The sequence below is a fragment of the Desulfosporosinus fructosivorans genome (genome assembly GCF_004766045.1).
Taxonomy (GTDB): Bacteria; Bacillota; Desulfitobacteriia; order Desulfitobacteriales; family Desulfitobacteriaceae; genus Desulfosporosinus; species Desulfosporosinus fructosivorans.
Genome location: NZ_SPQQ01000010.1, coordinates 159,607 through 186,356, shown reverse-complemented (window position 1 = coordinate 186,356; position 26,750 = coordinate 159,607). Strand labels below are relative to the sequence as shown.

Here is a 26,750-nt window from a genome sequence, read left to right as displayed (position 1 = left end):
ATTTATAAAGGATTCTGCACCTTGAAAAAGGTGATTACAAAATTATGGTCAGAATGGAGGATCATCTGTGGCTGAAAAATATGTACAAACCCTCGATCGATCACTTGATGTTTTAGAAGTGTTAGCTCAGGCAGAAGAGGCGTTAGGTGTTACGGAAATTGGAAATCGTATAAGCTTGCATAAAAGCACTGTCCATCGAATTTTGCATACTTTATGCCACCGTGGCTATGTGGAAAGGGTAAGGGATAACGAACGCTACCAATTGGGCATAAAAATCGTGGAGTTAGGGATGCGATTTTTAAATGATTTGGAAATACGTAAAGTTGCATCACCCGTCCTGAACGATTTAGCGAAATTGCTGGATGAGGTTGTCCACCTTGTTCTTCCTGATGAAGGTGAAGTTGTTTACATCGACAAAGCAGAAAGTTCCCATGTCGTAAGCATGCATTCCAAGGTGGGGCGGAGGGCTCCAATGCACTGTACAGCAGTGGGTAAAGCTCTACTTTCAACCTTGCCCGAAGAGGAAGTCAGGCACATTCTTGAGAAAAAAGGAATGACTCGCTATACTCCCAATACACCTGTTGAAGCAGATTCCTTGATGGTCTATCTTAACGAAATTAAAATTAGCAAAATATCAGTGGAGATCGAAGAAAACGAAATCGGAATAATTTGTCTGGGAACCCCTGTTTTCGACTATTCTGGACGAGCAATCGGGGCGATCAGTGTCTCTGGCCCGGCTGAGCGAATCAAAGAAAAAGGGATCGAGCGAATCGGTCAAGAAATGAAAAAGTCCGGAGAACTGATTTCTGCCTATATGGGATTCGATTTCTTTCAGAAGTCATAGTTTATATCTACCCAAAAAGAGGGTTTCTATTGTATTTCTGTTACATCCTAAAAGTATAAGGAGTATTTGTGCACAATTGCACAATATATTCAGAAAATTCTTCTTGACCATTTAGATGTTTAGGATGATAATAGAATTAACATAATGAAACATTGTTTCATTATCGTTTTTGGACTAATTATTATATTCGGGGGAAAGAGAATCGGTATAAAGGAAGGGGGATATATCAGTGGGAGTTTTGGCAGACGTATATGAAATGCTCAACACGTGTAACAAGTGTGGTGGTTGCCATACAGCCTGTAAGACCTATAAATTGACTGGATCAGAGGAAATGTCTACACGCGGAAGAATCCAGCTCATCAAAGCTGTCGCCGATGGGAAACTAGAACCTGATCAAGAGTATGAAGATGCCATCATGAGCTGTCTGTTGTGTGGAGAATGTGCAGTCACTTGCCCAAACGGTGTACATGGTAATGAACTCGTCATGGCTGCGCGGAGAGATCTAAAACTAAGAAAAGGAATCAAGCCATTTGCTAAGTCTTTTGCTTTAAATACTTTAGCAAGTCCGAAGAGGTTGGGTATGGGATTTCGTCTTTTCGGAGGAATGGGAAAAAGTGTCCTCAATAAAATTGATGGACTGGACTATTTTCGCGGTATTGATATTAAAAACTTCCCTACTGCAAAAAAACCATTTTTGGAGCAGGTCTCAGAGAAGATTGCGGTGCAACATCCGAAGCATAAAGTCGGATTTTATGTGGGTTGTTTTCTCAATCACTCCTTAGACCAAACCGCTCATTCTGTTGTTAAAGTGTTAACGAAAAATGACTGTGAAGTTATTATTCCAAAAGATCAAGTGTGCTGCGGTCTCCCGCAATATGCCTATGGTGACTTCGAAACAGCGAAAAGAAACGCCCGTAAAACTATTGATACCTTTTTAGATAAGTATAGCGATGCCGAAGTTGTTCTCACTGCATGTGCGTCCTGTGCTGCGATGCTTAGACATGATTATCTGACTCTCTTTGCCGATGAGCCGTCGTATCTTCCAAAAGTTAAATTATTTTCCGAAAAAGTAGTAGAGTTTTCAGAATATATGGCGAGTATTGGTGTCGATCAGAGCAAACTTCATAATTCAAGTCCTCTAACAATCACCTATCATGATCCTTGCCACATGGTGCGGGGTCTTAAGGTAACAAAGCAACCACGACAATTGTTGCAAATGATTCCTCGGGTTGAATATAAGGAAATGTTTGAAGCCAGCCGTTGTTGCGGAGCAGCCGGTCTAATACAAGCCTTTTATCATGAGGTATCTACAGATATCACAGTTCAGAAGACACAGAACATCAAGGATACCAATGCAGATTTGGTGGCTACAAGTTGCCCAGCTTGCATGTTGAGACTTCAAGGCGGCATAAACAAGGCCGGTCAAAAACAGAAGGTTATGCATGTTGCCGATGTAATGGCCAACGCTTACGAAGACTAATTGAACGTAAGAATTACATTAACTTTATATGGTCTGACCATTAAACCTTATCATGGTCTTGCCGAAAATCGAAAATTTCCCTTTGCGGAACATGCTGCAAGTTCTAGTAAATGAGTGGAAGGGCGGGTAGTCATGAGTAACGTCAATATCAGCAAGTTAAAGGGGATCGTTGGTGATGCCAATGTCGTCGATTCTCCTTCCGAAATGGCTAAATATCTAAAAGGTCTGGGTAAGCCTGCAGTTGTCGTCTTACCTGGGAATACTTCTGAAGTTTCGAGTATCGTCAAACTGGCAAATGAACAGAATGTGAAATTAGCGGTAGGCGGGGCACTCGTAGATACCAAGGAAATTACGGGTGGAATCGCAATGGTTATGTCCCGGATGAACCAGATTTTAGAAATGGATCAGTTTAACCTTGTGGCGGTCGTCGAACCAGGAGTTCTTCATAAGGAATTTCTCCTTAAAGTTACGGAAGCTGGCTTAAACTTTCCTCCGGAGCCCTATGAAGTCGAAACCAGTTCGGTTGGCGGCTGCTTTGCGATTGGAGATTCCGATTCTAAATCCTTTGAATATGGTCCTACCCGGGGTTTCCTTTTGGGATTTGAAATGGTCCTCCCGACAGGGGAAATCCTGGATATCGGAAATAAATGTATTAAGAACGTTTCTGGTTTAGATTTCATCCACTTCGCTGTCGGAAGCCAAGGAACATTTGGGATTTTCACCAAACTTCTGGTGAAGCTCTTACCTGCACCGGAAGCTAAAAAAGCGGTGATTGGAACGTTCGCATCCATGCATAAGGCGAATGCAACCTTCAATACCCTGATTAAGCGGAATGTGCTTCCGACTCGGATGAATCTCATCAATGCATCCCTCGCGAAAAATGCCAAATCCGGAACCGATGGGCAGCTTGTGATCATTGATTTACAGGGATTTAAAGAGTCGGGTAAAAACATCGCTAATGAAGTTGCATCAGTTCTTACCTTGGGTGGAGGCTCTGATGTAAAGATCATTGAGGACGAGGTTGAGTATGATCAAGTGATCAATGGTTGGCTTAAAGTTCGCGCCGACCTCAATGCAAAACCAGAGCAAACCGTGGAGTTCATGGTTGGCCCGATGAAAATGCCTCAAGCCCTAGCTCAGATCGAAGCGCTTACGGGAGATCTAGGGGCTTATCCTGGCGTAATTATCGAAGGACTTCTCGGATATGTTTGTTTGGCACTGCCCGAGGGAACCGATAAGCTCGCTTTAGCAACGAAAGTAAATAAACTGGCGATGTCCTTAGGAGGGAATGTGAAGGGCCTCTTAGGTCATAAGCTGAAAGCTGAAGTTTATAATGATGCGGAAATGTGGAATGAAACAACAAGCTTGCTTAGTGAACTGCGTCACCAATTTGACCCTAAAGGGATTCTCAACCCTGGGGTTAGCCTGCAGGCTTAAGAAGAAGGAGGGCTGAACATGTTAGCCAAAACGGTTGTTAAGCGGTTGAAGGAAATTGTTGGGGAGAAAAACGTGGTTACAGACAAAGTTGGCCTGTTCTCCTATGGTTACGACGGCACGTTATTAGCTGGTGAAGCGTTAGGAGTCGTTTCTCCGCAAACAACGGAACAAGTCGTTGAAATCGTCAAATTGATGAACGAGCATGATATTAAACTTGTTCCTCGGGGTGCCGGTACGAATGAGAGTGGTGGAACAATTCCTTCTGAAGATTCTGTGGTGATTAGCTTTACTAAAATGATTAAAATTCATGAAATAGATACTGAAAACTTTGTAGCAGTCGTTGAGCCTGGAGTGATTAATTTTGACCTTCAAGTTGAACTCGAAAAGAAAAAATTCTATTTTCCTCCCGATCCGTCCTCCTTTAAGGCCTCAACAATAGGAGGGAATGTTGGTGAATGCTCCGGTGGACCGAAATGCTTTAAATATGGGGTTACCCGCGATTATATCTTGGGTCTAGAAGTCGTTCTCCCGAATGGCAAAGTCATTCAAACGGGGGGGCGTAATTTCCAAAGTGAGCCGGGTTATGATTTGACTCGAATCATTGTTGGCGCGGAAGGAACCCTAGGATTGGTCACCAAAGTTTTCGTCCGCATCATACCGATACCCAGAGCCAAGAAAACAATGCTAGCTATTTACGACAAAGTTGAAGATGCTTCTCAAACTGTTGCCGATATAGTTGCTGCAGGTATTATTCCGACAACCCTGGAATTGATGGATAATTTGCTTATCAATACGACTGAGGATTTTACCCATGCCGGGATTCCCCGTGACGCTGGAGCTGTTCTCATTATTGAGGTTGACGGATATCCAGAAGATATGGACGGGCAAGTCAAGACGATTGGTGAAATAGCCAAAAAAATAGCCAAAGAATTTAAAGTTGCTCAAACGGCAGTTGAAGTGGATCAAATTTGGACTTCAAGGCGCAGTGCTTTCGGATCTGTTGCTCGCGTTAGACCATCGTATGGTGTTAATGATATTACGGTTCCGAGGAGTAATTTCCCAAAAGCGATTGAGGGAGTCCTTAAAGTAGCAAAAGATTTTGGTGTGACCATCGGAGTTGTGGCCCATGCCGGTGACGGAAATCTTCATCCGCTAATTCTTTTCGATCAACGGAATAAAGAGGAAACTGAAACCGTCCATGCTGCTGAAGAAGCGCTCTGTATGATGGCTCTTGATCTCGAGGGTACAATAAGTGGTGAGCACGGAATCGGGCTCGTCAAGAAGAAGTATCTCAATAAGGAGTTTACACCCGCTGCTATGGAAGCCTTTAGAAAGATTAAGAGAAGCTTTGATCCGAGTAATCGCTTTAACCCAGGTAAGGTCATCGACCTCTAAATCGCCAGCACGGTTCTCAAATCTCGAATGTCCTGTTTGAGTCATGGCTACAGGGACACACTCGCCATCACGGCGCGCAAGCCATCACGACACCTAGCGGTGTTCTAATCTAAAACATCCTTGTTTGAGTCTTGGCCAGTGGTCCCTTCCGCCATCATAGGGCTGTCGTTAGTTATGTTCTCTTTGAGTCCAAGCTTCGAATATGCCAATTTCTTTATTGAAGAAAGGTGGTTAAGTATGGAAGACAGAGTCTTTGCTCTCAAAGAACTAGCTCAGTTTGATGCTGATGTTCCCCAGAAAGTAATGGTTTACCAGACGGATAAGACCTTAGGTGCTATGTGGTGCTTAGAACCAGGGCAAGAAGTGTTCCTTCATCTACATCCCAATGCAGATGATATTTGGATATGTATTGAAGGGGAGTCCGGCATTTATTATGCAGGAGAAGGACAGGAAGTAGAAATCAAAAAAGGAATGGCAGTTCTTTCCAAAACGGGACAAACTCACGGTATGCGCAACACTGGGAAAGATCGTTTCGTGTTCATCGGAATCGCCGGTCCAGTCCCGGTAGAGACAATAAAACTTTAATCTTAGATGATTAGTTAAGAAGCCATAATTCGGGTAATCTCTACTTCACGTTTTCTATGAGAATCTGAAAAAAGACAAAACCCAACAAATTATCCTATTGACTATTTAGTGAATAGGATAGATAATGAGGTAGAGGATAATGAAACAGGGTTTCACACAATGAAACGAAGGAGTGAAACTAGTTTCATCACATAGAATTTTATAAATTCTAGATTCTATGTTTCCTCGATCACCATTACCACAGAAGGTTGCTATGTTCCTCTTATTTTTAGGAGAGCAGGAAGTATTCGAAAGCCCGATAAATACCGATGTGGTTGACTGAGAAGAAGGAAGGGAGGGGAAATTCTCTTTTTATTGTTATTTAGTAACTATTAGGGTTGCTTAGGGAAATCGCGTGAATTAGGAATGCATGCACCGCGAATAAGACAACTGACCAGATAAGGTGACCTAAATAGGTGCAGAAAATTTCATTATGGAAGTGATAACATATGGCAAAATTTTTAGAATTCCAAGGAAAAGAGTGGCTTAGGAAAGCGGGACTGCCAGTACCTCATGGTCGCGTAGCTTCAACTCCGGAAGAAGCCAAACAGATTGCTGAAGAGATCGGCAAGCCTGTAGCAGTTAAAGGTCAGGTTCAGGCCGGAGGGCGCGGTAAAGCAGGAATCGTTAAATTAGTGAATACTCCAGACGAGGCAGCAGTTGTTGCTGCTGAGATCCTCGCTAAAACAGTTGGAGGAACACCTGTTCAACAAGTACTTATCGAGGAAAAACTGGATATCAAAAAAGAGTATTATTGCTCATTTGTTGTGAATGGAGCAAGAGAAGCCCGCTCTCCTATGCTGATGTTCAGCACAGAAGGTGGAATGGACATTGAAAGTGTTCCAGAGGAATTGCTTTTCAAAGTCAACATCGATCCGATCAATGGTTTACAAATCTATGACGCGATTGATGTGTGTGCCCAAGCTGGAATTCCAGCCCAAGACCTCAGCAAGTTCGCCAGTTTTCTCACCAAACTATCTCAAGCTTACAAAAAATATGACTGTCAAACACTAGAGATTAACCCATTTATCATGACTGGCAGCGGAGACCTCGTGTGTGCAGATTGTAAAATGGAAATCGACAACAGTTCTGTAGGTCGTCATCCCGAATTCGGAATTTCAATTGCTCGCGACCTGCCAGGAGCTCCCACAGAGTTGGATCTCATCGGGTGGAGCATTGAAGAAACAGATGCACGGGGGACAGGTTTCCTCATGAATATGGGTTACGATGAAGTTAGCCCTGGTTGTATTGGTTATCATCCTATTGGCGGTGGTTCGGCTATGATGGGTTTGGATGCGTTGAACCAAGTTGGACTGAAGCCAGCAAACTATGCTGATACGAGTGGTAATCCAGTAGGCTCAAAAATTTACCGGGTAGCAAAGAGTGTTCTATCCCAACCAAATATTGACGGTTATCTGCTCGGTGGATTCATGATGGCCAATCAAGAGCAGTGGCATCATGCTCACGCCATCGTTAAAGTTCTAAGAGAAATACTTCCTACTCAAAAGCCAGGCTTGCCTTGTGTTCTGTTACTCTGTGGTAACAGAGAAGACGAGTCTCTAGAAATTCTTCGGAAGGGTCTTGCTGATCTTATGACCCCTGATGGACCCGGCAAGAGAATTGAAATTTACGGCAAAGAGCATGTAACAGATACTAAGTTCATCGGACAAAGACTCTTTGTCCTCAGTCAAGAATACCGGGCTGAGAAAGTAGCTCAAGGAAAGTAGGGAAGACTAGTGCTGGAATTCGCGGAAAGAACTCTGACAGTGAAAATCGATACCAGCAAGTGTGATACATGCGAAACTAAGGCATGTGCCGACGCGTGCAAAAAGTATGCCAGAGGTATACTTGGGATTGATGACCAGGGTAGAGCTTCAGTTGCACATCTTAACACTGAAGAAATATTACGTCTCGGAACTGAATGTTTAGCGTGTGAGCTTGCATGTAGGACCTCTGGTAATAATGCCATCACAATTGACATTCCAATTAAAGGTTTAGATGAATATATGCAGAAGCGCCAATAACACGGAAGTGAAGCCTTAAGTCCGTAAATTAAAACAAGAGCAAACTGTTAAATGAGGGATAAAAATGGGCATTTTGATTAACAAGAATACCAAGGTCATCGTTCAAGGAATAACGGGTCGCGAAGGATCCGTACGAACAAAATACATGAAAGAATATGGTACCAAAGTTATCGGTGGAACGAGCCCGGGAAAAGCCGGTGAAGAGATTCATGGTATACCTGTTTTTAACACTGTAAAAGAGATCGTCCGCGAGCAAGGAGAAATCGACTTTAGTGTAATCTTTGTGCCTGGCCGAGCCTTAAAAACAGCTGTTTACGAAGCTGTCGACTCAGGAGTTAAAAATATCATTCCTTGTGTTGAGGGCACTCCAATCCACGACATTATGGAAATGATTGCTTATGCTAAATCAAAAGGATCAAGGCTCTTAGGCCCAGGTTCTATCGGAATCATAACCCCGGGTGAGGCAGTCGTAGGCTGGCTCGGCGGGAACAAAGAATGGGCCAATAAATTCTTCCAAAGAGGGAGCATTGGTGTATTCTCGCGCAGTGGTGGCCAGTCGGGAACCATACCTTGGCTACTAAGAGAAGGCGGCTTTGGGGTTAGTACGGTAATCCATACAGGGACTGAACCCGTTTTAGGCACTTCAATGGCTGATCTACTCCCATTGTTCGAAGCAGATCCAGAGACCAAGGGAGTGGCAGTTTATGCTGAAATCGGGGGTACTCAAGAAGAAGAGTGCGCAGAAGTCATCGCAGCTGGTCAATTCACTAAGCCCTTCGTAGTCTATGTGGCGGGGGCCTGGGCACCCGTAGGTATGAGATTCTCCCACGCGTCTAACATTGTTGAACGTGGTCGCGGATCCGCTAAGAGCAAAATGGAAGCCATCACTTTGGCTGGCGGATTTGTTGCTGAAACACCAACTGATATCCCAATTATCTTAAAACAAAAGATAAAAGATTAAACCACGCAAGCAAGTTTGCTTTTTCCAAAGTAAACCTTAGAAATAATTAAATAAATTAATAGGGGGAAAATCTAATGACAATTATGAGATCTGTTATGTACATTCCTGGAAACAATCCTAAAATGGTTGCTAAGGCTCCCGAGTTTACGGCTGATATCATCACGCTTGACCTCGAGGATTCCGTACCACCAGCAGAAAAAGAAGCCGCCCGTCAAATCGTTCGCGAAAACCTTCTCTATGCAGGAACTGGCGGCGCTGAAGTATATGTGCGTATCAATAACTGGGAAACAGAATTAACCAATGATGATCTGGAAGCGATTGTCTATGAAGGACTAAACGGAGTAACTTTGGCTAAAACTGGTTGCGCAGCTGATGTTCAACGCCTAGATTGGAAACTCGAAGAACTCGAGCGCCGTCGTGGTCTAGAAGTAGGGACAGTTAAAATCTCCATGTTGCTTGAAACTGCCAAAGGAATTATTAATGCAGCAGAGTGCTGCTTGGCCAGCAAACGGAACGTCAATGCCATATTTGGAGCAGTCGACTATTGCCGTGATATGCGCGTCAAATTAACCAATGAGGGTGTAGAGCAACAATATGGTCGTGCCCACGTAGCAGTAGCCTGCCGCGCAGCTAGAATTGTGGCAATCGATGCACCTTTTGTTGATTTCAAAAACATTGAAGCCTTTGAAAAAAATGTGGCTGAAGGACGACAAATGGGTTATGAGGGCCGCATGATTATTCATCCAGGACAAATTGAACCTTCTAACCGTATGTACTCTCCTGATCCAGCTGATGTTGAATGGGCTGGTGGTGTTGTGAAAGTCTTCGAAGAAGAAGGTATTGCTAAAGGTAAAGCCTCTGTGTCATTCAACGGCAAAATGGTGGACACCCCAGTTTACCTCAATGCTTTGGATATCATAGCTGCACAAGCTGAGATTGATGCTAAAAACGCGAAAGCCTAGCATATAATTGAGCTTGGTCACTACTTTATGTGAAGCCTGGTCAACAATACTATCAGTGACCAGGCTTTCTAATTCTATGAATTAAGGAAAAGAAAGGAACGGTGTAACATGAGTCTTCGTGAAGATGCACTTAAACTCCATAAAGATAATAAAGGTAAAATTGCTGTTATTAGTAAAGTGCCCGTTCGTAACGGTGATGATTTAAGCCTAGCATATTCTCCCGGTGTTGCTGAACCTTGCCTGGAAATTGCTAAAGATCCTGCCTTGGTGAATGTGTATACAAACAGGGAAAACTTAATCGCTGTTGTGTCTACAGGTTCTGCAGTTCTTGGACTGGGAAATATCGGCGCCCGCGCCGCTATGCCAGTTATGGAAGGAAAGGGCATCCTCTTTAAAACATTCGGTGATGTCGATGCTTTTCCAATTTGTCTAGAGACCCAGGACAGTGACAAAGTGATCGAAGTCGTTAAACTTTTGGAACCCACGTTTGGTGGAATCAATCTGGAAGACATCAAAGCTCCAGAATGCTTTTACATCGAGGAAAAGCTCAAAGAGATTTACGATGGACCGATCTTTCATGATGATCAACACGGGACAGCAGTAGTTACTATGGCTGGTCTGGTTAATGCTCTCAAGGTTGTAAAGAAAGACCTAAAAGACGTTAACATTGTTGTGAACGGTGCTGGAGCAGCTGGAATGGCTATCGTAAAACTCTTGATGAGTATGGGACTTCAAAATGTTATTATGTGTGACACTAAAGGTACAATTTTTGAGGGACGTACCGCAGGTATGAATAAATACAAAGATGATATAGCCCTCAGTACTAATCGTAAATTACTTAAGGGCAATTTGGCAGATGCGTTAATTGGCGCTGACGTATTTATCGGCGTTTCTGGGGCGAATCTCGTTTCTCCCGAAATGGTTAAATCAATGGCTAAAGATCCTATCGTCTTTGCACAAGCTAATCCTGTACCGGAGATTTGGCCAGCGGATGCTAAAGAAGCAGGGGCTGCTGTAATTGGAACCGGACGTTCCGATTACCCGAACCAGGTAAACAATGTTCTGGCCTTCCCCGGAATTTTCCGTGGAACGATCGATGCTGGTGCGAAAGTAATCAACGAAGAGATGAAAGTTGCCGCTGCCTATGCCATTGCTAACATAGTAAGCGATGAAGAACTGAACGCGGATTACGTCATTCCTAAAGCTTTTGACTTGCGTGTGGGCCCAGCTGTTGCCGCTGCAGTTGCAAAAGCTGCGGTAGATACAGGGGTTGCTACTCGTAAAGTTGACCCTAAAGAAGTCGCCGAAAACCTGAGCAAATTCTACGAGGGAAAATAAGACAACATTTAATATTTGTTGTTGAATTCGAATAGTGAAAAAGGGTGCCTACTGGTTTAGTAGGCACCTTTTTAATACTAGTCAGAGGGAGAATTAATTGACCTCAATCAAGCTAACTGGTAATATTGGGATAAATTCAAGTATTAAGGGGGATTAAGAATGTTTTTATCTGTCTCGACCTTTCTACAAGTATGGGAGAAAGAAGCTGAATCGACCCAACGAATCCTAGACGTTCTAACTGATGAGTCCTTGAACCAATTAGTTGCAGCACCGGATCGCACACTTGGGAGAATCGCTTGGCATCTCGTGACAACGATCCCAGAGATGATGGCTAGAACGGGATTGATTATGGAGAGTATTAATGAAGATGCCCCGCTTCCGAACACGGCGGTGGAGATAATTAATAATTATCGAGAAGTTAGCAAATCATTAGTAGCGGCAATTAGAAACCAGTGGAATGATCAGACTCTTTTAGAGAAAAAGGATATGTATGGAGAAAGCTGGGCAATTGGCACGACTTTAAGTGCTTTGGTTGATCATCAGATCCACCATCGGGGACAGATAACCGTACTGATGAGACAGGCTGGTCTTAAAGTGCCTGGAATTTACGGTCCTGCTAGGGAAGATTGGGATAATATCGGAATGGAACCACCTCGAATTTGATCCATGTGAGACGCTCCACCGCAGAAATCTATGATTACCTCAAGTTGAACGAGTTCAGTGGAGAAGGAATTAAGGCTGGTGTATTCGGAGATAGTAATACACATAACATGGATAAGAGGCGGTAAATCGAATGCATACACCTAGCAATAAATTAATAACCAAAACCGGGAAGGAAAGACAATCCCACCTTGAAGTAACAGAAGCTGCGGAGTTAATGAAGTTTTTAATAGGTGCTATACCTAGTAAAAGTCGCAGTGATATCAAGTCGCTTTTAGCCCATCATCAAATTTCTGTGGGCAATGAAGTTATCACTCAATACAATTATCCTCTGGAAATCGGTCAACAAGTTGTCGTAAATTGGACTAAAGTGCTGATTGAAAAGCAACCTGAAGGGCTAAATATTGTATTTGAAGACTTACATATAATAATTATTGAAAAACAGGCTGGCTTGCTTTCGATTGCTACTGCTACAGAAAAGGAACAAACAGCCTATAGCATTTTGAGTGAGCATGTGAAGAAAAGAGACCCGAAGAACAAGATCTTTGTGTTGCATCGTCTTGACAGAGAAACCTCAGGAGTGATGATGTTTGCCAAAAGTGAGAAAGTACAGCAATTGCTCCAAAATGCTTGGAAGGAAGTTGTTTTGGAGCGGAGTTATGTAGCGGTTGTAGAAGGGCTTGTGACCAAAGAGCAAGGAACGATCACTTCTTGGTTGACGGAAAGTAAAGCCTTTATTATGTACTCTAGTCGCACGCCTAATGCAGGTCAAAAAGCAGTGACTCACTACCAGGTTCTTCAGAAAAACAAAAACTACTCACTCTTAGAAGTCAAACTGGAAACTGGGAGAAAGAACCAAATTCGAGTCCATATGAAAGAAATAGGGCACAGTGTGATTGGGGATAAGAAATATGGTGCAACTAAGCACCCTATAGGTCGGTTAGGACTTCATGCGCGGGTGCTGGCCTTTAAACATCCAATCACAGGTGAAGATATACGTTATGAGACGGATATCCCCAAGGAATTTTTAAACTTGTTCAGCCAATAACACGGCTGAACAAGTTATTGATGTACATTCAAAGAATAGATCAGTGTCTTTTGAATGTTAATAGTTCCCACAAAAAGAAAGAACCGGTTTATACCCGGTCTTTTCCTACGTCTTTCCCAATTTTATCAGCGTCAAAAGGAAAAGGAATTTTCTCTGTGTTATCTGGCTTGCGTGACTTGTTGTTCGTTGACTTAGTTTTTTTAGACACCATGGAATCTTACCCCCTTTATATAGTGTTACTGATAGGATACCCTATTTAATAAATAGCATGTATCCTAACAAACAGCTATGGGTGCTGGCGTATGAATAGCGTGTCTTTAGGGTCTGAATCAGGAGTGCCAGAGATCAGGGATGGAGTTGAGCTAAAATGTCAACGAGGTTAGACCGCGAGAAAACTACCGTGCAAATAATGCTTAAGCTATACTGCAAAGATCATCACAACTCAGTGGGTAGATTGTGTCCAGAATGCCAAGAATTATCGGATTATGCCATGAACCGTCTAACCCATTGTCAGTTCGGAGAAAGCAAACCAACCTGCGGGAAATGTACAGTGCATTGCTATAAACCTGATATGCGGAAACGGATTCAAGAGATTATGAGATATGTAGGGCCAAGGATGATTTTTGCTCATCCGATTATAGGGTTAAGGCATTTGTGGGACGGATTTAAAGACTAGTACTCTGAATTGAGGGATTGTAGTTTCCAGGACTGCATGGCGTTGGAAAAGAGAGGCGAAATTATGACAATTATAGAGCATTCCTTGGAAATGAGAGGAATGCCTCACAGAGAATTAGAAGAGTATTTTCTTACAATCGGTGGGAAGCAGATTGGGCAGGGAACTTATTTGGGTCCGAACTGGCAAGTAGAGCTAAGTGATGAGTGGAAATGTACTTTAGGCTCGTTACAAGTCACAGCAACTCAAGTGCGATTTCGGGTTAATGAAGAAGACTGGTCGGAAATGCTTAAAGCTTTTCGCTTTCGATTCCTTTCAGCTGGGGGGTAAGGCTTTATCTATGTGAGACTCCCACTCCTACAAGTGCTATCTCGTACTCTGCTCACCCATCGAATCCTCGAGGTTATATTTGTTGAACGATTGGGGCTGTGCTAAAACTTGTTTGTGTTGTTTTCACGTCTCCACTTTTGCTTCTATATCATCAAAACACAAGCGTCCTCATTCCACTTTGATAGTGAAATGAGGACGCTTTTTGATTGTTGTAACCACTCAGAATTTTGGAGACTGAGTTTTCACAAGCCCCCTTTTGTCCTAAAGCTGGGCGGAAATATCAGGATGATTATGGTTTACGATAGAGTGTTGACAATGTGCCTGTTAGTTTAACGTCTGAATTTAGTACGAGACCCTGGGAAACGGAGTGAGATGCTTCGAGGGCACCCAGGGTCAGAGCGGCGATCGGAAGGGAAAGACACTCCTCTAATGTAAAGAAGCCAAGATTACTCACTTCCTGTGGCTGTGCTTGAAGGGTCCCACCTAAAAATTCCATCAGGAAAATTATATAAGTGTCATGTCTCTCATCAGGTCGATCGCGTAAGGCGATAATAGAAAGTGGTTTAGTTTTAACTCCAGTTTCTTCTTGAATTTCGCGTATGATTGCTTCCCCGATCGATTCCCCTTGATCTACATATCCTCCTGGAATAGTCCACATTCCTTTGCCAGGATTATGGGCACGTTGTACAAGCAGAACTTTGCCGTTGTGCCAAAGAACACCCCCGACCCCGAGGGAAAAATTTCCCCAGTGTACATAGGAACAGTCACGGCATATGCTACGAGGCTGGTTGTCAATAATAGACTTCTGGAGGGGTTTACCGCATATCGGACAAAAAATAAAGGGAGCAGGATTGTAAGACATCCTTTTTAGTTCCTTTCTAGTGTATGAATCTACTCATATTACTTAGTTTAGGTTTATTTAAATATTTTAGTCATCTCTGTTCACTGAGATTGTTGAAGCAAATGAAAGCGTTGAACAACTATCCCGTAGATATAGAACATCACCATAGATGCTCCCATAAAGGTGAGCGCCAGCCACCATACGCTTGATCCTCCGCCAAAGTCGTACATCATACCACCCAATAAGGGGCCAACCATTCGGCCACCAGACGTAGCACCTCCGATGATGCCTTGATAAGCACCTTCTTTGCCTTGTGGGGCAAGTTGAGCGGTCGCTGCAGGGACCGCGGGCATAATAAGCATTTCGCCTAACGTTAGAATGAGCATGGCAACAATATAGGACCAATATGGAAGTTTTCCGAGTAAAATCACAAAGCCTAGGGCTAAGAATACCCCTCCAAGGTAAAATTGCCGTTTAAGAGACTTGGCCCATGCTTGGATCATCCAAGTGAGCAAGGGTTGTAAGGTTACGACGAAAATTCCATTCAGCGTCCAAAGCACACTGTAAGAAATCAAGGAAAAGCCGAGTCGGTTCATCACAACAGGTAATATTGTAACAAGCTGAATGTAAGCGCCCCAGACAAAGAATATTCCGCCACCTAAGGCTAGGAGTACCTTGAAGCCTTTGTCTTTTGTCAGGCGTTCGGTTTGCTGTTTCGGTGGAATTAAATGAATGGGTGCATTTCGTTCGGACACCCCTATGATCACTAACAATAAATAGATTAAGAAGGCTAGAGCATTTAGAGAGAAAATGAGCCTGAAAGAAAATTGAGCGATCAGTCCTCCAAGGGCAGTTCCAACGGCTACCCCTGCGTTATTGGAGACATATAGAAGGTTAAAACCACGCCGCCCGCCTTCTGGCCAGACGGCATGAATCAGAGCGTAAAGTGGAACGAAGATAAAAGCCTGTGCTAAGCCAAAGAGGATAAACGCAGGGACATAGACCCCCCAGACAGGAAAGATTCCGATAGACCCGACGGAAAGGACTGCACCAACTAGGCCTAGAATCATAATCCTCTTCGGTCCAAAACGATCAGCTAAAAAGCCGCTCATAAATTGACCAAAGAGAGATACTGCGGATTGAATAGCAAGAAGGGTGCCAGCTTCAGTCAAAGTACGACCTAAGACTGTATGCATAAAGAGGCTGTTTATTGGCCACATCAGAGAATTCCCTGTTGATTGGATGAACCCCCCAATGATTAGAATTATGACGGCACGCGGTATATTGAGACGTTTTAACTTCAAACGGAAAACCACCCTTGGTGTAATTGACCCATACATTACTTCGACATCCGTAAAAAAAAACCTTTAAAACATGTACCCCACAAAATAGGAAGTTGGGGTCTTGAAAGTAAATTAAACTTAAATAAGCAGGATTATTGATAAAGATATCGAAAGCATAAATGAATAAGCTTACAGAGAAACTAGGGAAAAAGGAGAGTGAATCATGAAATTCCATGAAACTGAAACATTTAAAAACCTAAGCAACGCTTTTGCTGGGGAGTCTCAAGCGCGTAATCGGTATTCTTTTTTTGCTGGTGTCGCCAAGAAAGAAGGGTTCAATTACATTCAAGCTGTTTTTGAGGAAACGGCTGCCAACGAAAAGGAGCATGCTCAGGTTTTTTATAAGCTGCTAATTGCTCATAATCAGGACGAAACGCAGATCATTCATGTCGATGCAGATTATCCTCTAGTTTATAAGGATACATTGACCAATCTGAGAGCTGCTGCAGCTGGAGAAAGAGAAGAATGGTCTGAACTTTATTCCGAATTCGGAGAAATCGCAGCAAAAGAAGGGTTTTCCGATATAGCGAAAGCTTTTACTGAGATCGCCAAAGTCGAGAAGCACCACATGACTCGGTTTGAGCATTATGCCGATGGAATTGAAAATGGGACTCTTTTCAAAAAGGATGTACCGACTACCTGGAAATGCTCCAACTGTGGCTACATCCATGAAGGTACCGAAGCACCCGAAAGCTGTCCAGCTTGTGCGCATGCGCAGGGATACTTCGAGGAATTGCCAGAAAAGTATTAGGAAAAAAAGTGGAGTAGGATAATAAATTAATATGTACCCTATAGAGTAGAAGTCTAAAAAGGTCTACCCAATAGGGTATAAATTACCCCCTATAGTAGATGTTTTATTCTACCATAGGGGGTATTAGTTTTCAGGGGTTCATTCATAAGCCCCACCACATCCCAGAAGTCACGGTTCTCGTCAACAGATCTCCCAAATAATAATAGGTGTGCATCTAATAATTGTTTCAGCTTTATTTACAGATATAACAATTCCTGTCAGTTGAAAAGTATAAATAATGAGATAGAGATGGTTCTTTGATTCAAAGTACTTATATTTAATACTTGCAAAAATGTTATAATCCGAACATAATATTAATAAAAGTATAATTCTGAATATTTAAATAGATTGGAGCGGAGAAAAATGAAAGTACCTATGATAGAGCTAGAGGGGCGCCTTTTGATTTTTCAGGATCTTCTGCAGAAAAGCAGGATTGAAGGGGCGTTGTTAGTCCAGAGGGCGGATACCCTGTATTATTCAGGAACGGCCCAGAATGTTCATGTATATATTCCAGCTAGCGGAAAACCTATCGTTATGGCTTATCGGGATTTTCTCAGAGCTAAGTCAGAAAGTTCGTGGGAGGTTGTTCAGTTACAGGGCATGTCTAAGATTCCGAAGTATATTAAGGAGGCAGGGCTCCCTATACCGGAAATAATGGGACTGGAACTGGATGTTCTTCCGGTTAATCAATTTGAGCGCTATCGAAAAATATTCCCAGACGTTAAGTTTGTAGATGTTTCCCCGGAGGTTCGTTTACAACGTGCGGTAAAGTCTAAGTGGGAATTAGCTCGGCTCGAAGAAAGTGCACAAATTCATACTTTAGTTTTAGAGTTTGCTAAGGAAGTGCTTCATGAAGGTATGACTGAGGTTGAGTTAGAGGGACTATTAGCTGGCAAGGCACGGTCGCTTGGACACGGTGGTCATGTGCGGATGCGTGGCTTTGACTCTGAATTCCATGTCGGCGCGATCACTTCTGGGGCTAGGGCTGCAGTGAGTAGTTGTTTTGATGGAGCGGTCACAGGGCAAGGGGTTTCTATTGCGCATCCAACTGGCGCCTCAATGGCTCAAATTAAGTTAGGTGAGCCGATTGTTGTGGATATGGTGACAGTAGTGCATGGCTATCAGGTTGATCAAACTCGAATTTTAAGTCTCGGGTCATTATCAAAGGAGTTAAGGGAGGTCTACGAGGTGGCCAAGCAGGTTGAAGAAAAGATTCGGCGCGCTTTAGTTCCCGGGAGGGTGGCTGGGGAAGTCTATGAAGAAATCTTAACTTGGGTTCGGGAGAATACCCCTTATGAGGAAAACTTCATGGGTTATGGGTCAAGTCGGGTCCGTTTTGTCGGACACGGGGTGGGACTGGACCTCGATGAACTCCCGACCATTAGCAAAGGAGCTAAAGAAGTGTTAAAGCCAGGAATGGTGGTAGCGATCGAACCGAAATTTGTTTTCCCAGGGTTTGGGGTTGTCGGGATCGAGGATACAGTAGTTATCGTGGATGAAGAGGGGGCAAAGTATATATCATCAAGTTCTCGAGAATTATCCATCCAATCGTGAGACTCTCACTTCTGCAAGTAAGAGTGGTACCCCGTACTTGCTTCGGCAGGGGGACTTCGCCTTAAGTGTTTATTTTGGGATAGGTTGCTCGGCGAATAGTACTTCTACGCCGTTATGTATTCCTTTATGGATCCCGGCTTAGAAATCTTTTGCGACGCGTGACTGAAGTTAGGGGCTTTCGGCTACGCTAATCGTAAAGCAGATTAGAAGTTGAGGATATCGGATAAATAGGATAAGATAAAGGTAACTTTATTTTTATTAATGGTGCTCGAGAATAATAGTATAATATATGGGAGTGATTTAGCTATGTTTAAAAAGATCCTCGTCCCTACAGATGCCTCAGAATACTCGCGTCGTGCCTTAAAGGTGGCATTAGAAATGGCTCGATCTGTTCAAGCTGAGGTAGTGCTTCTCCATGTTAGCTACACGCCGCAAGCTTATTGGGGGTATACGATCTCTTATGGCATAACAGTAACGCAAGAACAACTGGATCAAAACGGAGAACTGGCTTTAGAAGCAACGCTGACTGGAATCGATAGCGAACAAGTTGTTATCCACAAAAGAGTAGAATCTGGGCATCCGGTGACCATGATAGTAGACCAAATTAAGAAAGATAATATTGATTTGGTGGTCATGGGAAGCCATGGTTACGGAGCAATAGCAGGTTCGGTTCTTGGAAGTGTAAGTCAACGGGTGTTGCAGCGAGCGAGTTGCCCTGTACTTATTATTAAGTAGAGTGAAGTTTGCAATGTTGGAACCTTTGGGGAAAAAAGTCCCGACAACGCATTTCATACTTGTCGAGAGAGATTCATAGCAACTTTGGATGAATCGTGTAGATATTAGGACTAAGGTCCCTGCTCATGTGGCAGGGATTTTTTTCGTTGGTAGCGAATGAATAGGAGAGTTGATTAAGCGCTTAGAATTACGTGCAACCTTAAGCAAATTCACCGATTATAGATAGATACATGGAGGATACCCATGAAAGAAACTAATGTTTGGCTGAGTCCTAAAGAACTTCAAGATATGCTTCAAGGTTCATTGCAATGGATAGATGTGGCTACCCGGGTAACTACAGCTAAAAACGGGATTCGTAAGTTGGGTGAAACCATCTATGAAAAAGAATCGACTTCCATGCAAACTATGCAGCCGACTGATTATCTTCCAATGGAAAAAAGTAAACCCTATAAACAGCTTGAAGGTCAACCTGTTATTTGGTTATTAGGGAGTGTTGGTCTTCTGACATTATCTTCTTGGTTTTATTATGTTTTATTTACAAAGTAGCTGTTAAGAATAATTGGGAAGGGGTGAGTTATAGACTTGCCCCTTCCCAATTAATTTTTTTCTAAAATTGTTTGCAAATCTATATAAAAATGAGTATGATATGGTTGAAGGTCAGGAAAGGTCAAAGACGAGGGATTGGAAGATTAATTGAGTTAAGATTATATAAACAAGGAGTACATCAACAATGGGAAACCTTGCGGATCGTATTGAAAAATATCTAAAACAAATTTTAGAACAAACGTCAGAAGGCTTTATTATTTTGCAACGAAGCGAGCTGGCAGGTGAATTTTCCTGTGTCCCGTCTCAGATTAACTATGTTCTGCACACTCGCTTTACAGTAGAGCGGGGCTACTTAGTTGAGAGCCGTCGGGGAGGCGGAGGGTATCTGAGAATTATTCGTTTAGGGATGGGCATCGAGGGGCAGTATCAACAGGTTATGCGCCAATTAATAGGAGATCAACTTTCCCGCGAACGTACAAACGGCCTTGTGGATCGTTTAGTGGAAGAAGAACTGGTGACGATAAGGGAAGCGGCGATGATAAAATGTGTGCTTTCCGGAAATGATTTGGGGGGAGAATTTAAAGATTGGGACGTGCTTCGAGCCCGTCTGATGAAGACTATTTTGACTACTCTAAGTCGGGATGATTTATTATAAAGGGGGAGTTAACATGCTTTGTCAACACTGTCAACAGCGGGAAGCAATTGTGCATTTATCAATAACAGAAAATGAAAAAACTCGTGAAGTTTATCTTTGTGAACCATGCGCTAAGAAAAATCAGGAAATTGGTTTTGTTTTTCACCCGGCCATTGTGCCAGAATTTTTAAAAGCCTTGTTTGGGTTCAATCCTTCGTTAATAGAACAACCTTCCGAGACAACTTGTCCTAAATGTGGAATTACCTTTTCTAGGATCACCCAAGTAGGCAAGCTGGGATGTAGTGCATGTTACGAAACTTTTGAAACCCAGCTTGAACCGTTACTTCGCCGGGTTCATGGTGGCGGGAAAAACATGGGAAAGGTTCCTGCACGACGCGGGATTGCTATCAAATGTCGCATGGAGCTAAGAAACCTAAAGGAGAGACTTCAACTCTTGATTCAGCAAGAAGCGTTTGAAGAAGCAGCCGTGGTAAGGGATGAGATTCGTCAACTTGAGCAAACGAAGGGAGAGGGAAACCATGACGCATAAGGAACTCCTCTTACAGCATAGCGCCTGGATGACCGAAACAGATTCTCCGGTTGTCATCAGTAGTCGGGTTCGATTAGCCCGCAACCTTGAAGATTTCCCCTTTCCACATGTTCTGGGGGAGGAAGGTGCGGGACAGGTTGAGAAAATTGTTTCCCAAGTTCTAATGAGTATAGCGGGGGATATCGGACAATTAGATTATATATCTTTAACAGAACTAAACAGCGTTGAACAGCAAGTGCTCATTGAAAAACACTTGATCAGCCCGAGTCTGGGCGGGTCAACAGGAGCACGTGGCGTTGCTTTGGCTCCTGACCACCGCTATGCGGTGATGGTTAATGAAGAAGACCATGTTAGAATTCAAGTGCTTTTACCTGGGAATCAACTTTTAGAGACGCACCGTTTAGCAACGGAGTTAGATGATGCCCTAGAAGCAAAACTGGATTTTGCTTACCGAGAAACTCAAGGATATCTAACGGCATGCCCTACGAATGTGGGTACAGGGCTCAGAGCTTCCGTTATGGTGCACTTGCCAGCTCTGGTCATAATGAAACAGGTGCAACAGGTCCTTGGAACATTAACACGCTTAGGTCTAGCAGTGCGAGGATTATACGGTGAGGGTTCTCAAGCCTTTGGACACATGTTTCAAGTCTCTAATCAGATTACGCTCGGCAAAAGTGAAGAAGATATCTTAACTCATCTAGATGCAGTAACTGGGCAAATTGTAGAACATGAACTTCAGGCACGAGAACTCCTCAAGGTTCAAATGCCAATGTTTCTAGAAGACAAAGTTTGGAGAGCACGGGGAACCTTGCAAAACTCCCGCCTTCTCTCTTCTGAAGATGCAATGCATTTATTGTCCCATGACAGGCTAGGGACGGATCTAGGATTGTTACCCAAGATTAAAGATTGCTTTGCTTCGTTAATCGTTGATACTCGTTCTGGATGCTTGCAATACATCCTTGATCGGGAACTTGACCCTAGTCAACGGGACGAAGAACGGGCTAGACTGGTGCGTGCTCGGACGACATTGGCGTAAAATAGATTTACTCTTAAATAATTATGAAAGCTTTTCAGTGAACTCGTTCAACTAAAGTTGAATATCGATTACATTGCATAAATGAAAGGATGAAGAAATCATGAAGGGACGTTATACAGAACGTGCAGAGAAAGTCTTAACAATAGCTCACGATGAGGCGAAGCGGATGGGACATCAAATTGTAGGGACTGAACACATCTTGCTTGGCTTGATTCAAGAGGGCGAAGGAATTGCCGCTCAGGCGCTAGTGGGGATGGGCTTAGATCTTGTAAAAATACGTAGTCAAGTTGAAGAAATTGCGGGGCTTGGTCAGCCCTTTAACGGAGAAGTGGGGCTTACCCCTCGAGTTAAAAGGGTTTTAGAGTTGGCGAATGAAGAGACACACCGTCAAGATGTTAACTATATTGGAACTGAGCATTTGCTTTTGGGGTTAATTATGGAAGGAGAAGGGATCGCTGCTCGAATCTTAGCGAATCTCAACGTGAGTCCGGAAAAGGTATGGAAACAAGTCGTTAAACTATTAGGTGGGGAATTAGATGAATCTGCGATTCCATCGCCAAACTCTATTCTTACTACTAAAAATTCTGGACCTGCGAATACGCCAGCCCTCAATGAGTTTGGGCGTGACCTTACTTTGCAGGCTCGAGAAGGCCGTCTTGATCCAGTAATTGGGCGAGAGAAAGAGATAGAGCGGGTCATTCAGGTCCTAAGTCGTCGGACTAAAAATAATCCTGCACTTATAGGGGAGCCCGGCGTTGGTAAAACAGCCATAGCTGAAGGATTAGCTCAGGGGATTATCAGTAATAGAGTACCAGAAATACTGGTTGGCAAACGTGTTATTACCTTAGATCTTTCGGCTATGGTCGCCGGAAGCAAATACCGAGGGGAATTTGAAGAGCGTTTAAAGAAAGTCATGGAGGAGATCCGAGCGGATGGAAACATCATTCTCTTTATTGATGAATTGCATACTTTGATAGGAGCAGGAGCAGCTGAAGGTGCTATCGACGCCGCAAATATTCTAAAGCCTGCCCTAGCGAGAGGAGAACTTCAATGCATTGGGGCGACAACATTAGAAGAATATCGTAAGTATATAGAGAAGGATTCGGCCTTAGAACGACGTTTCCAACCTATCACGGTTGGTGAGCCAACTGTTGATGAAGCAATTTTGATTCTTCGTGGTTTACGGGATCGTTACGAAGCTCATCATCGAGTTAAAATTACGGATGAAGCGATTGAGGCTGCTGCCCGACTGTCTGACCGATATATTTCAGATCGATTCTTGCCAGATAAAGCCATCGACTTGATGGATGAGGCTGCTTCACGTGTTCGACTTACTAGTTTTACCGCACCTCCAGATTTGAAATCACTCGAAGACGAAACTGAACGCTTGAAAAAAGAAAAAGAAGCTGCCGTTTCTAGCCAAGAGTTTGAGAAGGCAGCACAAATACGTGATCAGGAGCACAAACTTCGAGTTGATCTTGCTGAACAACGTGAAGCATGGCAGAATAAACGTTACAAAGAAAATGCCATGGTCACACCGGACGATATAGCTCAGATTGTAGCTAGCTGGACGGGAATACCTGTCAAGAAACTAGCTCAGGAAGAAAGTGAACGCCTCCTGCATCTAGAGGAGCTTTTGCATCAAAGGCTTATAGGCCAGGAAGATGCGGTTGCGGCAGTGTCTAAGGCAGTTCGCCGTGCACGAGCAGGGTTAAAAGATCCGAAACGTCCAATTGGTTCTTTCATCTTTCTTGGACCAACTGGGGTGGGGAAGACCGAGCTCGGCCGCGCATTAGCAGAGGCGATGTTCGGAGATGAGAAGGCGCTGATTCGCATTGATATGTCGGAATATATGGAGAAACACGCAGTTTCACGGCTTGTAGGAGCGCCTCCAGGATACATTGGGCATGATGAAGGTGGTCAATTAACGGAAGCGGTAAGGCGTAAACCCTATAGTGTAGTGCTGTTGGATGAAATCGAAAAGGCACACCCAGAAGTGTTTAATATTTTACTGCAAGTGCTTGAAGATGGACGGCTAACGGATACTAAAGGGAGGACCGTTGATTTCAGAAACACTGTGATAATTATGACTTCCAATGTGGGATCGTCATTCCTCAGGAAGGAAGCAATGGGATTCGCGGCAAAAAAAGATGAAAAATTAGATTATAAAAATATGCGTGGACATGTTATGGAAGAACTCAAACGCACCTTCCGCCCAGAATTTCTAAACCGTATCGATGAGCTTGTAGTATTTCATGCTCTTCAAGGGGAACACCTGGAAAAAATCACGGAAATATTGATGAATCAGGTAAATGTACGATTGCTTGAGCATGGCTTGGAGCTTAAGGTTGAAAAGAGTGCCGTTGAACTAATTGCCAAAGAGGGCAATGATCCAGTTTTTGGAGCCCGACCATTACGTCGTGCCATCCAACGCTTGATTGAAGATGCACTCTCTGAGAAGATACTAGAAGGGAAATTTAAAACCGGGGACAAGATTGGTGTAGAAGCCGAGGATGGAAAAATGAAGTTCACTACCCTGAGTAATTCATAAATCCCCACAGGAAGGGTAACAGAGATTTAAGGTAGGGGTATATATAGATTGTAGGGGCAATTATGAATTGCCCCTACAATCTATTCAGAAACGAAAACGGAACGGGGGTGCGGGATGAAAATCAAGGTGATTTATCGCTGTTCTAATTGCGGATCAGAAAGTCCAAAATGGCTGGGTAAATGTCAAAGCTGTGAAGAATGGAATACATTTGAAGAATTTGGAAATAAACCAAAAACAGCATCGTCGTCGAGTAAGAGAAAGACTTCTCCGAAGAGGTTATCTGAGGTCTTAGCCGGCAACAGCGATAGAATCGTGACAAGTATCAGTGAATTTAACCGAGTTCTGGGTGGTGGTATCGTTAAAGATTCCATCATTATCTTGACTGCAAAACCTGGTGCGGGAAAATCAACCTTGCTTTTACAAGTGGCCGATGATGTTGCCAACAAGGGCTACAAGGTTTTATATGCTTCAGCAGAAGAGAGTGATAGTCAAATCAAAAGTAGGTCTGATCGAATTCTGAAGGGAAGCAACAGTAACATCTGGATTTATTCTGATACAAGTATGAACCATGTTCTGGACTCAATTGAGGAGCTTGACCCAGATTTGATTATTATTGACTCAATTCAAACGTTCACTCTTGAAGAACATAATTCCCGGCCTGGTTCACCGATCCAAACGATGGAGTGCGCTAATGAACTCTTAAAAATTGCGAAAAATAACGGCCGCCCCAGGGCCGTGATCATGGTTGGTCAAATGACGAAAGACGATGAAATCGCGGGGCTTCGAGCGTTAGAACATCTGGTCGACGCCGTGTTAATTCTCAATGGGGAAAATGGGGAAGAATTGAGGGGGGCATGGTGCTCGAAGAATCGGTTCGGGAGCACCGGAGAAATCGGTTTCTTCTCGATGACTGAACAAGGGATGTTATCAATTGATAATCCATCTGAATTCTTTATGACTCAAAGGGGAGAGGGGCAAAAGGTTTCAGGTAGTGCATTGACTGTGATCAAAGAGGGAACTCGCCCCATTATTGTTGAAATTGAAAGTCTCGTCTCTAAGTCGTTCACGCCCTATCCATCAAGAATTGCGGAGTGTTTGAGACGAGATCAATTAAATACCTTGATTTCTATCCTGGAACAACGAGGCAAGATTAACCTGTACGATAAAAATGTTGTCATTAAAACGACAGGTGGACTTCAGCTCAAAGAGCAATCCGTAAGCTTAGCTATTATCATGTGTATTGTTTCATCTGTGAAAGACAAAGCGATTCCCAATGATACTTTGTTTGTAGCAGATGTAGGACTTACTGGAGAACTTAAGAAAGTTCCTTCTATAGAAGTGAGAATTCGGGAAATCGACAGAATGGGATTTAAGCGTGTCTACATAGCAAAGAATGCTCTTAGAGATTCTTCAAAATACAAAAATCTTCAAATCATCGAGCTCAACACGTTGTATGACGTCATTCTGGATTTAAACATGAAGAGTCCAGCTAAGATTGAAACCGAATTTCCAATGACGGAAGATAGTTTAAGATGAACTCGTAACTCCTTAATTGCAAAAAAAATGGCCTTATATAAGGCCGTAGGCTGAAAACTATTGCTTATTATTAGCGTCGCAAGTTGAAATCCCTAAGGCATCGCTAGCGGGGCAATAACGAATTGTACCGGTTATGATAGGCGCGAGTCCAATTATTCCCCACCAGCTTTTGTAGGATATACCTATAAGAACGATTCCTACACCAATTACAATTCTTGCAATTTGCTCCGTTTTACCAACATTACATGTCATTTAAATCACCTCACAGCTATTTTGTCCAATATCGCAGAATATAACGCCAAGGAGCAAACGAGCTCAGCTAAAACAGAAAATACTCCATAATTCAACAGCATTTTTCCTATTTATGGATAATAATTTCTTGCCAATTAAATAAATTAGTAATAATATTAAATAAAGAATAAAATTAAGTTTTATTTTGAGAGAAGGTAGTTATTCATAGTTGTTTCTTGATTTCAATCTATCTTGGCATTTTCCTAGTAATATCATATTGTCACCGAGTGTCTTATTTAATTAAAGCGGATTAACCTTATACTTCTAAGCTTTTGTATCTTAGCCAATTGGAAGTTGAGGAAGGTGATCTCATGAGGGACGATTTACTAGAGTTACTAAGTGCCGTTGAAACAAAACGCGACCAACTGAATAAATTTGCCTTATGTAAAGAACTAACTTCTGAAGAAGTAGTTACATCTAGTCGTGAGTTGGACAAACTGTTAAATCAAGTTTATAGTCTGATCAAACACGAGGAAACTAAAATCGTATGATATCCCAAAGCCCGGAGTCAAATCCGGACTTTTTTGTTTTTTTAAAAGGACTTCCCATAAGATTCCCGCTCCCACT

General features: G+C 43.0%; 28 protein-coding genes. 24 read left to right on the top strand and 4 right to left on the bottom strand.

The window, feature by feature from the left end; genetic code table 11:
* The first annotated feature begins 67 nt into the window (after nt 1-67).
* The 12 genes from E4K67_RS23180 (at nt 68) to E4K67_RS23125 (ending at nt 12,773) form a co-directional block, all read left to right on the top strand.
* Nucleotides 68-844: an IclR family transcriptional regulator gene (locus tag E4K67_RS23180; RefSeq protein WP_135551095.1), complete on the top strand. Its 777-nt coding sequence runs from the start codon at nt 68-70 to the stop codon at nt 842-844.
* A 229-nt stretch (nt 845-1,073) separates the two neighbouring features.
* Nucleotides 1,074-2,324, top strand: a complete 1,251-nt coding sequence (locus E4K67_RS23175; protein WP_135551093.1) for a (Fe-S)-binding protein — start codon at nt 1,074-1,076, stop codon at nt 2,322-2,324.
* 132 nt (nt 2,325-2,456) lie between these two features.
* A complete protein-coding gene (locus E4K67_RS23170; protein ID WP_135551092.1) occupies nt 2,457-3,761 on the top strand; it encodes an FAD-binding oxidoreductase in 1,305 nt (434 codons plus the stop codon).
* Between the two features lie 18 nt (nt 3,762-3,779).
* Nucleotides 3,780-5,156 (top strand): FAD-binding oxidoreductase, encoded by a 1,377-nt coding sequence (locus tag E4K67_RS23165; RefSeq protein ID WP_135551090.1) that lies wholly within the window; start codon nt 3,780-3,782, stop codon nt 5,154-5,156.
* Nucleotides 5,157-5,393: 237 nt separating this feature from the next.
* Nucleotides 5,394-5,741 (top strand): cupin domain-containing protein, encoded by a 348-nt coding sequence (locus E4K67_RS23160; protein ID WP_135551088.1) that lies wholly within the window; start codon nt 5,394-5,396, stop codon nt 5,739-5,741.
* A gap of 488 nt (nt 5,742-6,229) precedes the next feature.
* Nucleotides 6,230-7,507 carry an ATP-grasp domain-containing protein gene (locus E4K67_RS23155; protein WP_135551086.1) on the top strand — a complete coding sequence of 426 codons (1,278 nt, stop codon included), beginning with the start codon at nt 6,230-6,232 and terminating at the stop codon, nt 7,505-7,507.
* 9 nt (nt 7,508-7,516) lie between these two features.
* Nucleotides 7,517-7,804: a hypothetical protein gene (locus E4K67_RS23150; protein WP_135551084.1), complete on the top strand. Its 288-nt coding sequence runs from the start codon at nt 7,517-7,519 to the stop codon at nt 7,802-7,804.
* Between the two features lie 64 nt (nt 7,805-7,868).
* Nucleotides 7,869-8,765 carry a succinate--CoA ligase subunit alpha gene (locus tag E4K67_RS23145; RefSeq protein WP_135551082.1) on the top strand — a complete coding sequence of 299 codons (897 nt, stop codon included), beginning with the start codon at nt 7,869-7,871 and terminating at the stop codon, nt 8,763-8,765.
* A gap of 74 nt (nt 8,766-8,839) precedes the next feature.
* Nucleotides 8,840-9,727 carry an HpcH/HpaI aldolase/citrate lyase family protein gene (locus E4K67_RS23140; protein ID WP_135551080.1) on the top strand — a complete coding sequence of 296 codons (888 nt, stop codon included), beginning with the start codon at nt 8,840-8,842 and terminating at the stop codon, nt 9,725-9,727.
* Nucleotides 9,728-9,835: 108 nt separating this feature from the next.
* Nucleotides 9,836-11,065: an NAD(P)-dependent malic enzyme gene (locus E4K67_RS23135; protein WP_135551079.1), complete on the top strand. Its 1,230-nt coding sequence runs from the start codon at nt 9,836-9,838 to the stop codon at nt 11,063-11,065.
* 159 nt (nt 11,066-11,224) lie between these two features.
* A complete protein-coding gene (locus tag E4K67_RS23130; RefSeq protein WP_135551077.1) occupies nt 11,225-11,728 on the top strand; it encodes a DinB family protein in 504 nt (167 codons plus the stop codon).
* A 130-nt stretch (nt 11,729-11,858) separates the two neighbouring features.
* Nucleotides 11,859-12,773: an RluA family pseudouridine synthase gene (locus E4K67_RS23125; RefSeq protein ID WP_135551075.1), complete on the top strand. Its 915-nt coding sequence runs from the start codon at nt 11,859-11,861 to the stop codon at nt 12,771-12,773.
* A gap of 88 nt (nt 12,774-12,861) precedes the next feature.
* Here E4K67_RS23125 and E4K67_RS31185 read toward each other — a convergent pair whose 3' ends face one another.
* A complete protein-coding gene (locus E4K67_RS31185; protein WP_274594906.1) occupies nt 12,862-12,984 on the bottom strand; it encodes a hypothetical protein in 123 nt (40 codons plus the stop codon).
* Between the two features lie 156 nt (nt 12,985-13,140).
* On the opposite strand from E4K67_RS31185, the gene E4K67_RS23120 reads away from it, so the two are divergent.
* Nucleotides 13,141-13,449 carry a nitrous oxide-stimulated promoter family protein gene (locus E4K67_RS23120; protein WP_135551073.1) on the top strand — a complete coding sequence of 103 codons (309 nt, stop codon included), beginning with the start codon at nt 13,141-13,143 and terminating at the stop codon, nt 13,447-13,449.
* A gap of 63 nt (nt 13,450-13,512) precedes the next feature.
* Nucleotides 13,513-13,776 carry a MoaD-like domain-containing protein gene (locus E4K67_RS23115; protein ID WP_135551071.1) on the top strand — a complete coding sequence of 88 codons (264 nt, stop codon included), beginning with the start codon at nt 13,513-13,515 and terminating at the stop codon, nt 13,774-13,776.
* 289 nt (nt 13,777-14,065) lie between these two features.
* Here E4K67_RS23115 and E4K67_RS23110 read toward each other — a convergent pair whose 3' ends face one another.
* Together E4K67_RS23110 and E4K67_RS23105 are read right to left on the bottom strand one after the other, a co-directional pair.
* Nucleotides 14,066-14,638: an NUDIX hydrolase gene (locus E4K67_RS23110; RefSeq protein WP_135551069.1), complete on the bottom strand. Its 573-nt coding sequence runs from the start codon at nt 14,636-14,638 to the stop codon at nt 14,066-14,068.
* 80 nt (nt 14,639-14,718) lie between these two features.
* A complete protein-coding gene (locus E4K67_RS23105; protein WP_243454590.1) occupies nt 14,719-15,921 on the bottom strand; it encodes an MDR family MFS transporter in 1,203 nt (400 codons plus the stop codon).
* A 202-nt stretch (nt 15,922-16,123) separates the two neighbouring features.
* On the opposite strand from E4K67_RS23105, the gene rbr reads away from it, so the two are divergent.
* From rbr to radA, 9 genes are all read left to right on the top strand, one after another.
* Nucleotides 16,124-16,711: a rubrerythrin gene (rbr, locus tag E4K67_RS23100; protein ID WP_135551065.1), complete on the top strand. Its 588-nt coding sequence runs from the start codon at nt 16,124-16,126 to the stop codon at nt 16,709-16,711.
* A 402-nt stretch (nt 16,712-17,113) separates the two neighbouring features.
* On the top strand, nt 17,114-18,304 hold the full coding sequence (locus E4K67_RS23095; protein ID WP_135551063.1) for a M24 family metallopeptidase: 1,191 nt from the start codon (nt 17,114-17,116) through the stop codon (nt 18,302-18,304).
* Nucleotides 18,305-18,610: 306 nt separating this feature from the next.
* Nucleotides 18,611-19,039: a universal stress protein gene (locus E4K67_RS23090; protein ID WP_135551061.1), complete on the top strand. Its 429-nt coding sequence runs from the start codon at nt 18,611-18,613 to the stop codon at nt 19,037-19,039.
* 243 nt (nt 19,040-19,282) lie between these two features.
* On the top strand, nt 19,283-19,585 hold the full coding sequence (locus E4K67_RS23085) for a hypothetical protein (RefSeq protein WP_135551060.1): 303 nt from the start codon (nt 19,283-19,285) through the stop codon (nt 19,583-19,585).
* Nucleotides 19,586-19,769: 184 nt separating this feature from the next.
* On the top strand, nt 19,770-20,240 hold the full coding sequence (locus E4K67_RS23080; protein WP_135551058.1) for a CtsR family transcriptional regulator: 471 nt from the start codon (nt 19,770-19,772) through the stop codon (nt 20,238-20,240).
* Nucleotides 20,241-20,253: 13 nt separating this feature from the next.
* Nucleotides 20,254-20,769, top strand: a complete 516-nt coding sequence (locus E4K67_RS23075; RefSeq protein ID WP_135551056.1) for a UvrB/UvrC motif-containing protein — start codon at nt 20,254-20,256, stop codon at nt 20,767-20,769.
* Nucleotides 20,759-21,805, top strand: coding sequence for a protein arginine kinase (locus E4K67_RS23070; RefSeq protein ID WP_135551055.1), 1,047 nt, complete (start codon nt 20,759-20,761; stop codon nt 21,803-21,805). Before E4K67_RS23075 ends, E4K67_RS23070 begins: the two co-directional genes overlap by 11 nt.
* A gap of 100 nt (nt 21,806-21,905) precedes the next feature.
* Entirely contained in the window at nt 21,906-24,356 is a 2,451-nt protein-coding gene (locus E4K67_RS23065) for an ATP-dependent Clp protease ATP-binding subunit (RefSeq protein WP_135551053.1), read from the top strand.
* 114 nt (nt 24,357-24,470) lie between these two features.
* Nucleotides 24,471-25,892 carry a DNA repair protein RadA gene (gene radA, locus E4K67_RS23060; protein WP_135551051.1) on the top strand — a complete coding sequence of 474 codons (1,422 nt, stop codon included), beginning with the start codon at nt 24,471-24,473 and terminating at the stop codon, nt 25,890-25,892.
* Between the two features lie 57 nt (nt 25,893-25,949).
* Here radA and E4K67_RS23055 read toward each other — a convergent pair whose 3' ends face one another.
* Entirely contained in the window at nt 25,950-26,144 is a 195-nt protein-coding gene (locus tag E4K67_RS23055; protein WP_135551050.1) for a YgaP family membrane protein, read from the bottom strand.
* A gap of 350 nt (nt 26,145-26,494) precedes the next feature.
* On the opposite strand from E4K67_RS23055, the gene E4K67_RS23050 reads away from it, so the two are divergent.
* Nucleotides 26,495-26,674, top strand: coding sequence for an aspartyl-phosphate phosphatase Spo0E family protein (locus E4K67_RS23050; protein ID WP_135551048.1), 180 nt, complete (start codon nt 26,495-26,497; stop codon nt 26,672-26,674).
* The last annotated feature ends 76 nt before the right edge of the window (nt 26,675-26,750 follow it).

Excerpts from the sequence above, each read along its gene's own strand:
- E4K67_RS23170 (WP_135551092.1), top strand. The coding sequence starts at position 2,457 with ATGAGTAACGTCAATATCAGCAAGTTAAAGGGGATCGTTGGTGATGCC.
- E4K67_RS23165 (WP_135551090.1), top strand. The coding sequence starts at position 3,780 with ATGTTAGCCAAAACGGTTGTTAAGCGGTTGAAGGAAATTGTTGGGGAG.
- E4K67_RS23160 (WP_135551088.1), top strand. The coding sequence starts at position 5,394 with ATGGAAGACAGAGTCTTTGCTCTCAAAGAACTAGCTCAGTTTGATGCT.
- E4K67_RS23155 (WP_135551086.1), top strand. The coding sequence starts at position 6,230 with ATGGCAAAATTTTTAGAATTCCAAGGAAAAGAGTGGCTTAGGAAAGCG.
- E4K67_RS23145 (WP_135551082.1), top strand. The coding sequence starts at position 7,869 with ATGGGCATTTTGATTAACAAGAATACCAAGGTCATCGTTCAAGGAATA.
- E4K67_RS23140 (WP_135551080.1), top strand. The coding sequence starts at position 8,840 with ATGACAATTATGAGATCTGTTATGTACATTCCTGGAAACAATCCTAAA.
- E4K67_RS23135 (WP_135551079.1), top strand. The coding sequence starts at position 9,836 with ATGAGTCTTCGTGAAGATGCACTTAAACTCCATAAAGATAATAAAGGT.
- E4K67_RS23130 (WP_135551077.1), top strand. The coding sequence starts at position 11,225 with ATGTTTTTATCTGTCTCGACCTTTCTACAAGTATGGGAGAAAGAAGCT.
- E4K67_RS23125 (WP_135551075.1), top strand. The coding sequence starts at position 11,859 with ATGCATACACCTAGCAATAAATTAATAACCAAAACCGGGAAGGAAAGA.
- E4K67_RS31185 (WP_274594906.1), bottom strand. The coding sequence starts at position 12,984 with ATGGTGTCTAAAAAAACTAAGTCAACGAACAACAAGTCACGCAAGCCA.
- E4K67_RS23120 (WP_135551073.1), top strand. The coding sequence starts at position 13,141 with ATGTCAACGAGGTTAGACCGCGAGAAAACTACCGTGCAAATAATGCTT.
- E4K67_RS23115 (WP_135551071.1), top strand. The coding sequence starts at position 13,513 with ATGACAATTATAGAGCATTCCTTGGAAATGAGAGGAATGCCTCACAGA.
- E4K67_RS23110 (WP_135551069.1), bottom strand. The coding sequence starts at position 14,638 with ATGTCTTACAATCCTGCTCCCTTTATTTTTTGTCCGATATGCGGTAAA.
- rbr (WP_135551065.1), top strand. The coding sequence starts at position 16,124 with ATGAAATTCCATGAAACTGAAACATTTAAAAACCTAAGCAACGCTTTT.
- E4K67_RS23095 (WP_135551063.1), top strand. The coding sequence starts at position 17,114 with ATGAAAGTACCTATGATAGAGCTAGAGGGGCGCCTTTTGATTTTTCAG.
- E4K67_RS23090 (WP_135551061.1), top strand. The coding sequence starts at position 18,611 with ATGTTTAAAAAGATCCTCGTCCCTACAGATGCCTCAGAATACTCGCGT.
- E4K67_RS23085 (WP_135551060.1), top strand. The coding sequence starts at position 19,283 with ATGAAAGAAACTAATGTTTGGCTGAGTCCTAAAGAACTTCAAGATATG.
- E4K67_RS23080 (WP_135551058.1), top strand. The coding sequence starts at position 19,770 with ATGGGAAACCTTGCGGATCGTATTGAAAAATATCTAAAACAAATTTTA.
- E4K67_RS23075 (WP_135551056.1), top strand. The coding sequence starts at position 20,254 with ATGCTTTGTCAACACTGTCAACAGCGGGAAGCAATTGTGCATTTATCA.
- E4K67_RS23070 (WP_135551055.1), top strand. The coding sequence starts at position 20,759 with ATGACGCATAAGGAACTCCTCTTACAGCATAGCGCCTGGATGACCGAA.
- E4K67_RS23065 (WP_135551053.1), top strand. The coding sequence starts at position 21,906 with ATGAAGGGACGTTATACAGAACGTGCAGAGAAAGTCTTAACAATAGCT.
- radA (WP_135551051.1), top strand. The coding sequence starts at position 24,471 with ATGAAAATCAAGGTGATTTATCGCTGTTCTAATTGCGGATCAGAAAGT.
- E4K67_RS23055 (WP_135551050.1), bottom strand. The coding sequence starts at position 26,144 with ATGACATGTAATGTTGGTAAAACGGAGCAAATTGCAAGAATTGTAATT.
- E4K67_RS23050 (WP_135551048.1), top strand. The coding sequence starts at position 26,495 with ATGAGGGACGATTTACTAGAGTTACTAAGTGCCGTTGAAACAAAACGC.